This window comes from Diplocloster hominis (assembly GCF_032380655.1).
Taxonomy (GTDB): domain Bacteria; phylum Bacillota; class Clostridia; order Lachnospirales; family Lachnospiraceae; genus Diplocloster; species Diplocloster hominis.
The window spans coordinates 54,737-66,847 of the sequence record NZ_JAWDIY010000011.1 but is presented as its reverse complement, the minus strand read 5'-3'; the positions used below and the strand labels follow the sequence as shown (position 1 = coordinate 66,847).

General features: G+C 50.0%; 9 protein-coding genes. 6 read left to right on the top strand and 3 right to left on the bottom strand.

Going from position 1 to position 12,111, the window contains the following annotated elements:
• Positions 1-100: 100 nt before the first annotated feature.
• On the top strand, positions 101-688 hold the full coding sequence (locus tag ABC831_RS12050; protein WP_343248372.1) for a pentapeptide repeat-containing protein: 588 nt from the start codon (positions 101-103) through the stop codon (positions 686-688).
• Here ABC831_RS12050 and ABC831_RS12045 read toward each other — a convergent pair.
• Positions 635-1,672 (bottom strand): DUF6709 family protein, encoded by a 1,038-nt coding sequence (locus ABC831_RS12045; RefSeq protein WP_343248371.1) that lies wholly within the window; start codon positions 1,670-1,672, stop codon positions 635-637. The genes ABC831_RS12050 and ABC831_RS12045 overlap by 54 nt on opposite strands.
• Before the next feature lie 217 nt (positions 1,673-1,889).
• Here ABC831_RS12045 and ABC831_RS12040 point away from each other — a divergent pair, with 217 nt between their 5' ends.
• From ABC831_RS12040 to ABC831_RS12030, 3 genes are all read left to right on the top strand, one after another.
• On the top strand, positions 1,890-2,642 hold the full coding sequence (locus ABC831_RS12040; RefSeq protein ID WP_343248370.1) for a class I SAM-dependent DNA methyltransferase: 753 nt from the start codon (positions 1,890-1,892) through the stop codon (positions 2,640-2,642).
• A gap of 11 nt (positions 2,643-2,653) precedes the next feature.
• Positions 2,654-3,535 (top strand): Hsp33 family molecular chaperone HslO, encoded by an 882-nt coding sequence (gene hslO, locus ABC831_RS12035; RefSeq protein ID WP_343248369.1) that lies wholly within the window; start codon positions 2,654-2,656, stop codon positions 3,533-3,535.
• 63 nt (positions 3,536-3,598) lie between these two features.
• Complete coding sequence (locus ABC831_RS12030) at positions 3,599-5,512, top strand: NAD(+) synthase (RefSeq protein WP_343248368.1); 1,914 nt, start codon at positions 3,599-3,601, stop codon at positions 5,510-5,512.
• Between the two features lie 362 nt (positions 5,513-5,874).
• Here ABC831_RS12030 and ABC831_RS12025 read toward each other — a convergent pair whose 3' ends face one another.
• Positions 5,875-9,552, bottom strand: coding sequence for a multicopper oxidase domain-containing protein (locus ABC831_RS12025; protein WP_343248367.1), 3,678 nt, complete (start codon positions 9,550-9,552; stop codon positions 5,875-5,877).
• A 347-nt stretch (positions 9,553-9,899) separates the two neighbouring features.
• On the opposite strand from ABC831_RS12025, the gene ABC831_RS12020 reads away from it, so the two are divergent.
• Entirely contained in the window at positions 9,900-10,325 is a 426-nt protein-coding gene (locus ABC831_RS12020; RefSeq protein ID WP_343248366.1) for a CBS domain-containing protein, read from the top strand.
• Positions 10,326-10,724: 399 nt separating this feature from the next.
• Positions 10,725-11,054: a thioredoxin gene (trxA, locus tag ABC831_RS12015; protein WP_343248365.1), complete on the top strand. Its 330-nt coding sequence runs from the start codon at positions 10,725-10,727 to the stop codon at positions 11,052-11,054.
• Between the two features lie 467 nt (positions 11,055-11,521).
• Here the strand turns inward: trxA and ABC831_RS12010 are convergent, their stop codons facing one another.
• Complete coding sequence (locus ABC831_RS12010) at positions 11,522-11,980, bottom strand: FMN-binding protein (protein ID WP_343248364.1); 459 nt, start codon at positions 11,978-11,980, stop codon at positions 11,522-11,524.
• Positions 11,981-12,111: the final 131 nt, after the last annotated feature.

The window sequence follows — 12,111 nt, the reverse complement described above, 5'->3', positions numbered from 1 at the left end:
TTATGATCATATTTGCAGGTAGATGCCTGCCTATAAATGCCTGTAAATGCCGGATAAAAAGGCCGGCCCCCTTATGAATCATCAGGAGGTAAGAAATATTATGGAAGAAAAGTATTATGAATCGCAGCAGTTTGAAAATTTGAAATACAGAGAAGAAACTTTCAGGAAATACAGGTTTGAGGACTGTACGTTTACCAACTGTATATTTGAAGAATGCGTGCTGGTTCAGTGTTCATTTAGCAGCTGTACTTTCCGCAAATGTACGATTACAAGCCTGAGAGCGTCTGATCACTCCCAGATTCAATTCGTGGAATTTGCAGACTGTAATCTGATTGGGGTACATTGGGAGGAGCTTCTGCCCGCAGGAAAGTTTGCGGAACCGATCAAAAAACTGCAGACATGCCGGTTGAAGTACAATACATTCGCCGGCATGGACTTGAGAAAATTTGATTTTTCGGGACAGGATATCTCAGATTCCATGTTTGCCAAATGCCGGCTTATGGAGTGTAGCTTTAAAGGATGTAATCTTGAACGAACCGAATTCCTTCAATGCAATATCCAGAAAGCGGATTTCAGGCAGGCCTCGGGATACCAGATCGATGTTCTGACCAATAATATGAAAGGAGCCAGGTTTTCATTTCCGGAGGTGATGTCCCTTCTTAGCGGACTGAATATAAGAATTGACTAAATGAGAGGCGGCTTCCTTGTTATCCTCTGTAAATCCAATGAGAATCCGGGAGTTAAGGTTCTGCAGGTACGCGATGACGGCGTCGGTATCATGCTGGCTGCGTTTGGGACAGACGGTCACGCGACCGTCTTCCGTGATCAGATACAGATGATAGGACGTGGATTTTCTCAGCAGGGGCCTGTGCACTTTCAGATGCCGGTACACCCAGAGCATGTGGTGAATCGGAAGAATGATGGTCCCCCGGTTGGACAGGTCAAAAAAATAGTGCTCGGTTACATACATGTGGCCGGTGGATAGCAACGGCTCGTTTTCCAGTTCCTGAACTGCCGTGGCCAGAGCATTCTTGTCCTTACTAAGCCGGCTGAGTCTGCGGGATACCGGGGCCAGTCCGGGATCGGCCAGGTAGACCAGATCGGTAATCAGGACGGCGAAGGCGCACAGAAAGCCAAGCAGAAGAAACAAGGTGAGAATAGAAGGAAAGAGCAGATGGTAATCTGCTTCATCCAGAATCAGAGGACTGACTACCTGGGACAGATCCTGATAGGTCCAGTCCAGATCTTCGGACATACGCTCCACCAATTCTCTGTCGCTCTGGTTCTGCCGGACGATTTTGGCGCGGATATTAAGCTGCGCGATGGGCGCAGCCAGGTTCTGAACCGTATCGGGAGAGAGGATGACAATGAGACAGGTGCCGTCCAAAAAGGTATAGTAGTAGGTTCCGTATACTTTGCCGAAACGTATGTAATCGTAACCGGTATTGTGAAGATCCTTCAGGGAGATTTTGACATAACGGTTATCGGAGGAATAAGCATTTTTTAAGGTCTGCACGGAATCTATCTTCATCGGCGTGTAGATGCCCTGGAAGGGATTGTACTTCCAGGCGGCTGCCAGTATCATAAGAAAGAGAATGGGGAAAATGAAATCCGACAGATAAAAACGTCGTATATTTTTATAGACTTTGTTTGTATTCTTCATTCGTTTCATATGGAATCCTTTGTAGGCCTGATTGGCCGGAGGCATTTTCTTATTTCACAGGAAAGTGCCCCTGTGTAAATAAAAACGCTCCGCGGGGATCGCACTGTGGCTGTAATTTCTATTCCAGTATACGGGATTTTGGAGAAAGAATCAACAGAAGAAAGAATCAACCTTGCTTTTCCACGGAAAACTTGATAGTATATCTAACAAAAGGCTGGTGGAGAAAATGGAAGCGTATACGGGATTTGCCGGGGTATATGACGAATTCATGGACAACGTGCCCTACGGGGAATGGAGCGCTTATCTGGTCGGAGTATTAAAGGATCTGGGGATCGGGGACGGACTGGTTCTGGACCTGGGCTGTGGTACCGGCAATATGACGGAACTGTTGGCAAAAGCCGGGTATGACATGATCGGTGTGGATAACTCGGAAGAAATGCTGGAGATCGCCATGCATAAGAAGGAACAGTCAGGGCTGCCGATCTTATATCTGCTGCAGGATATGCAGGAGTTCGAGCTGTATGGGACAGTGCGGGCGGTGGTCAGTGTCTGCGATTCGTTAAACTACCTGCTGGAAGAAGAGGACATGCTGAAAGTATTCCGCCTTGTGAATAATTATCTGGATCCGGGTGGATATTTTTTATTTGATTTGAACACTATTTATAAGTATGAACAGATGGGGGACTGTGTGATTGCGGAAAATAGGGAGCACTGCAGTTTTATCTGGGAGAATACCTATTATGAAGAGGAACAGATCAATGAATACGATCTGACTCTTTTTGTAGAGGGAAACCACTCGCTGTATCGCAAATTTGAGGAGACACATTATCAGCGGGCATATGAGCTTGAGAAGGTAAAGAGGCTGCTATTGGAGGCGGGCCTTCAATTCGAAGGGGCTTATGAGGCGTTCACCGGAGAAGAACCGGGGCCGGCCAGTGAGCGGATCTATGTGATCGCAAGGGAATGGGGAAAAAGATAGGAGAGTGGAAAATGGGAGATTATATTGTAAGGGCAATGGGAGCGCAGGGACAGATCCGGGCATTTGCCGCTACCACAAGGGATATGGCGGAAAAGGCCCGGCAGGCCCATAATACGAGCCCGGTGGCCACAGCGGCGCTGGGAAGGCTTATGACGGCCGGAGCCATGATGGGCTGTATGATGAAAAGCAGGCAGGATATTCTGACACTTCAGATACGCGGGGACGGACCGCTTGGCGGAATTACCGTGACCGCAGATGCCATGGCCCGGGTCAAGGGTTATGTTAATGAGCCTTCCGTGCTTTTGCATGCGAACCAGCAGGGGAAGCTGGATGTGGCGGGGGCTGTGGGACATGGATATCTGCGTGTCATCAAGGATATGGGACTGAAGGAACCGTATGTGGGAGAGGTGGATCTGCAGACCGGAGAGATCGCGGAGGATCTGACCTATTACTTTGCCACATCGGAGCAGGTGCCTTCCTCGGTGGGACTGGGTGTGCTGATGGCCAGGGATAATACGGTAAAACAGGCCGGGGGATTTATCCTTCAGCTGATGCCCTTTGCCGAGGAGCGGGTCGTGGATGAGCTGGAATCGAACCTAAGTCAGGTGCAGTCGGTTACGTCCCTTCTGGAAATGGGCTATTCCCCGGAAAAGATCCTGGAAAAGCTGCTGGGCGAACTGGGAATGGAGACTACGGACCGTATTCCCACCAGCTTTTACTGCAACTGCACAAAAGACCGGGTGTCCAAAGCCCTGATCAGCGTGGGAAAGAAGGATCTGCAGGAAATGATCGACGATGGAAAAGAGATCGAGGTGAACTGCCAGTTCTGTGAAAAACATTACCAGTTCACGGTGGAGGAATTAAAGGAGCTGAAAAACCAGGCGGTAAAGTAAAATATTGACTGACCGATACAGCAGATACAGGCAGAATTTCAGTTGAAATGCAGGAGGCGCAGCATGAAGCATGGATTTATAAAGATCGCCGCGGTCACGCCGGATATGAAGGTGGCGGACCCGGTCTACAATACCGATGTTATGATAAAGGAAATGAAACAGGCGGCACAAAAGGGCGCGAAGATCATCGTGTTTCCGGAGCTTGCCATCAGCGGTTACAGCTGTGAAGATCTGTTTTTGCAGGAACTGCTGCTGGAGGAATCCATGCGGCAGCTGTACCGTATGGCGGAGGAGACGGTATCCCTGGACGCGCTGGTGTTTACCGGGCTTCCTTTCCAGTTCAGGAACAGACTGTATAATGCGGCGGCTGTACTGCACAGAGGAAAGATTCTTGGTATCATACCAAAAAGAAATATACCGAATTATTCTGAATTCTATGAAGCCAGACATTTCACCGAAGGCCCGAAAGACCCGGAATTCGTGGAATGTAAGCAGGATCAGGTTCCCTTCGGCAGCCGGATTTTATTCGAATGTGAGGAGATGAGCGGGCTGTCCGTAGCGGCGGAGATCTGTGAGGATGTCTGGGTGGCGTCCCCCCCCAGTACGGAACACGCGCTGGCCGGAGCCACTCTGATCGTGAACCTGTCAGCCAGCGACGAGGTGGTGGGCAAGGACACCTACCGGCAGGATCTGGCCAGGGGCCAGTCCGCCAGGCTGCTGTGCGGATACGTCTATAGCAGCGCCGGTGACGGGGAATCCACTACGGATGTGGTATACAGCGGCCATAACCTGATCGCGGAAAATGGGATCGTGCTGGCGGAGTCTCCCCGCTTCTCCAATCAGACCATCTGGGCGGACCTAGATGTCCACCGGCTGATGAGTGAACGGCGGCGGCTGGGCACCTTCCAGCAGGAAGAAAATCTGACCTATGTCCGTGTAAAATTCCACCTGAAGATGGAGGAAACTCCGCTGGTCCGGATGTTTGACGCGAATCCGTTTGTGCCTGCCAATAAGCAGGACAGGGACAAACGCTGCCAGGATATCCTGTCCATCCAGGCGGGAGGGCTGAAAAAGAGGCTGATCCACACCAACTGTAAAAGCGCGGTTGTGGGAATCTCCGGGGGTCTGGACTCCACGCTGGCCCTTCTGGTGACCGCCCGGGCTTTCGACAGCTGCAAGCTGCCCCGGGAAGGCATAACGGCGGTAACCATGCCCTGTTTTGGGACCACGGACCGGACCTACACGAATGCCTGTGAGTTGATCCGGTGCCTGGGTGCCACATTCCGGGAGATCGATATCCGGGAAGCGGTCAATATCCATTTCCGGGATATCGGCCAGGATCAGGATCAGCACGATGTGACCTATGAAAATGCCCAGGCCAGGGAGCGGACCCAGATCCTGATGGATATTGCCAACCAGACGGGAGGCCTGGTGATCGGAACCGGGGACATGTCCGAACTGGCCCTTGGGTGGGCCACCTATAACGGGGACCACATGTCCATGTATGGGGTCAATGCCTCTGTCCCTAAGACCCTGGTCCGCCATCTGGTCAGATATTATGCCGAAACCTGTGACAATGATACGCTCTCGGCGATCCTGTACGATATACTGGACACGCCGGTGAGCCCGGAGCTGCTTCCGCCGAAGAACGGTAAAATCTCCCAAAAGACGGAAGACCTGGTGGGCCCCTACGAACTCCATGATTTCTACCTCTATTATATGCTCCGATTCGGCTATGAGCCGGAGAAGATCTACCGTGTAGCCCAAAAGGCGTTTGCCGGTGTCTACGACAACGTTACGATTCTGAAATGGCTGAAAACTTTTTACCGAAGATTTTTCTCCCAGCAGTTCAAACGCTCCTGCATACCGGACGGACCTAAAGTGGGAAGTGTTGCGCTGTCGCCCAGAGGCGACTGGAGAATGCCCAGTGATGCCAGCGCGGCTTTGTGGCTTAAGCAGATCGAGGAGCTGGGATGAAGGTTCTGTGATTAAGGGCCGGAGCGGGCCGGTGCGAGGGCGGGCTTCGGGGGCGGCGGAATCCTTTTGTGTCTCCCCGGGCGGGCGGAGGGCTTGCGCTGGCAGCAGCTAAGTGAAATCCAAAAACCGGATTCAGGAACCGGGTCCATTCACCAGAAACACATGATGTGTTTCCGGTTCAGGGGCCCTTGCCCGTCGGACGTGAAGTCCGCCGGGCATCCTGAATCCGGTTTTTGGATTTCACTAAGCTGCTGCACAGCCGCCCTATGCCCGCCCGGGGAGACACAAAAGAATTCCGCCGCCCCCGAAGCCCGCCCTCGCACCGGCCCGCTCCTGCTTTACAGCAGTTTTAGACGCGTTTTCTAATTTTTCTTGAAGCAGCCGCAGAATTTTTTGCAGGCATTTTTGCATTTGCATCCCAGGGATTGTCTGAGAACTCTGAGGATGCCCCACATGCCGGATTCGATATCCCATTTCAGGCTGCCTGAACGGTAGAGATAGTCTCCTGGGCACGCGGCGCCTTCGGAAAGTTCCATGTCAAATTTGTTACCGATACTGATACCTCCCTGCAGGGGGATGATTCTGGAGAATGGGTCTTTGGGCTGCTCCTTCCATAAGTGGCCGTGGACGGCGAGCCCTACGTTTCTGGGTTTATCCGCGGGCATCATGGTGCGGAAGACGATGCGGTCCCCGGTGTAGGACTTGAAGATCGGGGTGGCGGGGTCGCCATGCACCTTGCTGCTGAATACCCTGGAAATGCGTCCGTCTTTTTTTAGACGGTTGAAGAATCTCTCGGAACGGTAATTATATCCTTTTTCTCCGGTGTCTTCCGCATCCACAGGCTCTTGGGGATCTTCCGCCGCCGTCTGGATTAATTGGCCCTGGTTATCCAACAATCGGATTCCGTTCTGTATAAATAATACAAATTCACGGAAGGTTTCCACTCCAGGCGCTGTGATTACCGCCTGTTCATCATAAGTTCCTTTTGCCATGGAGAAGCTGCGGTACCATCTGGAGGCCGGCGGCTCCACGATGACAGCTCCGAACAAGCCGTGGTATCTGTGATTACGCATATCTCCGAAAGACTGGAGGATACAGGCACCGTATTCCAGGTCTGCGTGCCAGAGGTATTTTATGCTCTCGCCCGGGCCTACGGTCTGTTCCCTGTTGTTATAGCCCACATTGATGCCGGAATCTGTTATGGGATTGTATTTAAGGAACTGCGGGTTTAAGGAAACTCTGTCGGACGGCTGGTGTTTCATGTCTACAGGAACTCTGGGATAGTCGTAATAGGGTATCGGCTTATCCGGAGAGAACAGATTGTGGAGTGTAACCTCCACCCAGTCTCCCGCATTTGCCCGAAGGATCAGCGGCTTTGGCTTTGATTTTCCCGAATAGATAGAGGGAAGTTCTTCTACTGGAACAAATATCAGACCGTCCGGGTCATGATCCCCGTACCGGTTGTATAACAGATCTGTCTGGATGGCGGCTATTTCGTATTTTCGTATCACTGCGTCCTTGCCGGGACAAGGGAGCAGGGGCAGGATCTGCGCCTTTCCCTTGCAAAGGGGAAGCAGATCATCCCTTACTTTATCATAGGCCCGGATGATTCCCCATAATCCCAGCCAGGCATCGTCGATTCCTCCAAAATAGTACAGATAATCGCCGGCTCCGTAGGTTCTCTGGATTCTTAAATTAAATGCCTCAGAGATACCGATCGCCTGGGAGGCGGCAAGGGGGGAATGGAAATCCTGAATTTCTTTTTGCCAGGCCAGCCCGGTTATATTTAATGAGTGCTGTTCTTCATGGGCCCCGTCCAGCAGCCGGATGATCATCTCGTCACCAGGATAGGTCTGCAGAAGCGGAGTGGCAGGATCTCCATGAACATATGAGCTGAAGATATAGGCGGGATCTCCGTGGCTTTTCAGCCGCTCTCTCATGGGCTCGGAACGGTAATTGATTCCCATAACCCCGGGATCATCGTGGGAGCCGGGGACCGCAGGCGGATTCAGGGGATTTCCGTCTTTGTCGAACAAAAGGGCAAAGTCGTGCACAAACAGGGCGAATTCACGGAAGGAGGAACCATCCCTTCTGCGGATTACGGCCTGTGTCCCGAACTTTAATTCTTCCCCTGTGCGGATATCATGGAAAGTCGCGCCTGCTTCCTCCACGATAAGGGAGCCGAAGACACCATGCTGCTGGTGGCTGTTAGCGTACAGATGATCATGGAAGAACACAGCGCGCAGCTCTGCGTTTGCGAAGAAACGTTCAATCAGCGTCTCATATCTGCGGGCACCCGCGATATTATTCCAGCCGTTTGCAGCTCCGTCTGATACAATGGTATCAAATTTTACCAGATGGATATGGTAACCCACGATATCAGTCAGGGTTTTTAACTGAAATGGGCTGGCCTCCAGATATTCCGGCAGCAAGTTAGTCAGCCTGATTTCGATGCAGTCCCCGTCGTTGGCCCGGATGACCAGAGGCTCTACCCGGATTTCCTGGTTTTCCACTTTCCGAATATAGGCGTCCAGTCCGCCGTGCAGCTCCAGCTCTTCTTTCAGTACAAAAAACCGGCCCTGGGGGTCGTGCCATCCATAATCGTTGTACGTGATTTTGGCCTGGATGACAGCCAGTTCAAACACCTTGATATTTTCCTCTCCGGAGCCGCATTTACCATCGGTATGGCAGGGACAGGTGTCTGTATAGAGGGCACCGCTTTTATAATCTACCACAAAGTTTTTCATTTCCAGAGGGGTCGGAAATATTTTATTGCTTCCGTCTGGATTCAGCACACCAAGCGGAGGCTGTAATGGTCTTTGACCATACTGGCCGTTGATAAAATTCGGATAACCGGGATGATCCGGGTCAACTTCAGGCGGAGCCACCCTGTCTTTTAGCGGCAGCAGAGGGGGAATGGCCGTTCCGTCCGGCAGCTTTTGATTCCCGTCCTGAAGGCGGTCGTATATTCTCCAGAGGGTCCACATTCCTTCATGGAAATGCGGATACAGATGGCAGTGGAAGATAGCGTCCCCAATCATTCCATTCAGGCTTCCGGCCCCATGCAGAATATCCAGGGTATAACACTCCTGGGGACTGATGGAAATGGAGTCTATTATCGTTGAACTGGGATTATCCCCCTCCAGTCTCCACTGGTGGTTATGAAGATGAAATACATGTGTTTCCTTCACTCCGCCATGGACCAGACGGATTTTGGACGGATCACCCACGTAGGATCTGAGGATAGGAGGCGCAGGATCGCCGTACACCCAGGAACTCATGGAAATATCCTCTCCCGTGTCCGCGTGGTCATCGCTTAGAGGCATGCGGTTCCGCATGGGTTCCGAACGGTAGCTGATTCCGGTTGTGGCGGAAGGGAGTCCTGTGTGCATATCTACGGGCTGCAGCCCATCTTTATTTTTCATCTCCAGTTCGTCGTGAAAAAATACTGCGTATTCCCGGAATGCCGGGAGGGACGGATGATAGATGTCTGCGAATAGTCCGCTTTCTATCGGCTGTCCGGTCATAGGATCCAGCCATACAGATTCAGGGGCTTCCACGATAATGGCGCCAAACAGTCCGTGAATGTTTGTGCCCTCCTCACTGCTCCTGGTATCCCCCATATCACTGAACAGATAAACCCCTTCTTTTTGGGCATACCAGCAGTAATTGATTTCGTTTTCCGTGGTACTGTCCGCGTTCATCCCCACAAACGAGCCATCCGAGGACTGCACATCGTAGGAAAGTCCCTGCACATGAATTGACAATTCCCTGTCCAGGGAATGGCGGAAGTGCACCCGGATCTCATCCCCCAGGTTGGCTCGCAGAACCAAAGGCCTGACCTCCTCGTAAGGCTGGGGAACAGCCTGGTGAAAATTTTCCAGGGCTCTGCTGCGAATACGCCCGGCATCTTTTTGTAACACATATAATAATCCGTTGGGATCGTGATCCCCATATTTATTATAAACAATAGGAATTTCTATTGCCTCTATATAAAAAGTACGGACATTACACCTTTCGGGATAATGGAATAATTCCATACTCTACCTCCTAAATGGGTTCATTTTTTTACTATGAGCACTTAAAGCCCGCATTTTGGGCATTAACGTGCGATGCATGAAAAATGTCAGTGAAGTTTTAGCAAGCACTACTATTTTTCGGAATGAATCTGTTCCGGCCAAAGGTTCCTCGATCCCCGGCCTTACCATATCATATGCTGAAAATCCTATAACACCACCAAAAAGACTTTTGTGTATTTTTGGTGAACCATAAGCTTATAGTGGACACCAAAACCGTCGTGCATTATAATTAAAGAAAAAAAGACACCGGCCGGCAGTCAAGATTCCGGCGGAACAATAAGAGGAACATAAAGGATAAAGGAGAGATCATGAACATTCTATTTTTTCTTACCCCGAAAAGTGAAGTGGCGTACATAAATGAATATGATACTTTGCGTCAGGTTCTGGAAAAAATGGAGCATCACCGCTATACGGCCATGCCCATAATCAATAAAAAAGGGGAATATGTAGGAACCATAACCGAAGGCGATCTGTTATTCTCCATCAAAAACGAGTATTCGCTGAATTTCAGGGATGCCGAGAAGATACCGGTGTCGAAAATCGTGCGCAGGCTGGACAATGTGCCTGTTCACATCGACTCTAATATAGAAGATCTTTTTCTAATTGCCACAAACCAGAACTTCGTTCCGGTAATCGATGACAAACACGTATTCATCGGCATCGTAACCAGAAAAGAAATAATCCAGTTTTTCTATAAACAGTGCCATAATCACAACATCACAAAAAGTGATTAAAAATCTGTATCCAAAACAGGGACGGACTGCCGCAGGACGGACTGCTGCTGTGATAAGAGGCCATAATACAGTACTCCTTATCACAGCAGCAGTCCGTCCTGCGGCAGTCCGTCCCTGTTTTGGATACAGATAATTATACTGATATTTCGCATTTAGCCTGAATAAAAAAGATATTGACAGGAAAACTAAAAAGGAAAACTAAAAGAAAAACTATAAAGATAAAACTAAATAGGTAAAGCTAAGAAAGTGAAACTAAAAAGGTACAAACTAAGATCTACAAACTAAGAAGTTCAAAAAAGTATTGACAAGCCTAATTGTAACAATTATAATTACAGTATGAACTGAAAACAAATTAGTTACAGTAAGCCAAGAACGTATCAAGAAACGGAGGAAAAATAAATGTCAGCGATTACAATAACCGAAGAAAACATAGCCGAAAAAACGAAAGGCTCTCTCCCCTTACTAGTTGATTTTTGGGCTCCCTGGTGCGGCTACTGCCGTGCGATCGCCCCCGCGGTAGAACAGCTGGCCCAGGACTACCAATCCCGGCTCACAGTCGGCAAAATCAATATCGACGAACAGATGAAGATCGCGGAGAAATACCAGATCATGACCATCCCCACCTTAATACTGTTCCAAGACGGAAATGCAGGCCAGCCTCTGGTCGCGCCAAAAAACCGCAGCCAAATAGAAACCTGGCTAAAAGACCAGGGCATACAGTTAAACTAACCGCATAACAAAAAATAGGAGCAAGCCGGCAACAGTGCCAGCCGCTCCTATTTTTTAACCAAAATTCCAAAACCCAAAAGCACATGGCACCAAACCCAAATCCGAAAGCACATGGTACCATGCCAGAAGCAAGAGCAGGGAGAGTGAAGGCCGGAGGGGGGCTGTTTCCAACCGGAGCCGGAACGAAGCGGGAGCCAAATCGCTTGAGGTCGGGCCTTAGAACAGGTTACGCAGAAGGAGGAAGAACCTCGCAGGGCCCGGAACACTGTCCGAGCCGTTTTTTTGGCGAGTTTGTTCCGGGCCCTGCTAATAAGAGGTTCTTCCTCCTTCGTAGTTACCTGTTCTTAGGTCCGGCCGATGCGATCTGGCTCCCGCTTCGTTCCGGCTCCGGTTGGAAACAGCCCCCCTCCGGCCTTCACTCTCCCGGCCCTTCCGGCCCCTCCGGACCATCTCCCCCGGTCCAGTCCCTATTCCTCCGCCACCGGAACCAAAGCCTTATTCAGCGCAGATGCAATAGCATCCATCAGTACCGTAGAAGTATACTGATTACTCTGCGAATATGTAATATCGTTCAGGGACTGTTTTTCAATAATCTGGTTTGCCAGATCATCCAAAGAAGGCTGTATGAGCGGATACATAGTGGTGACTGTTTCACTTAAGTTCTTTAGTTCAATGGAATTGATATGGTCTTCATCCACGACCACTTCAACATCAATGGCATTGTCATTCAATTTAATGGAAGATGAATAGACACCTGCGACATATTTTGAAGTAGGAGCGGCAGCCTCTTTGTTCCCTTTCCCCCCTTTGCCGGGCAGGAACATAAAAATAAGCAGTAATATCAGAAGGATTCCCAGTACAACAAAGATACCTGTATAGATAACCTCCTTCATATGTAACACCACTATTTTCGTCTTAGAGCTCATGGAAGGCCCTCCTATCATTTTCTTTTTACATCTTATTATGGAAAGAAGGAAAATATTCATTTCTCGTGAGAAAAAGCAGTTCATATTTTGGAGATCGCGGAATCTCCCGGATATTTGACCGGTCTGGTATA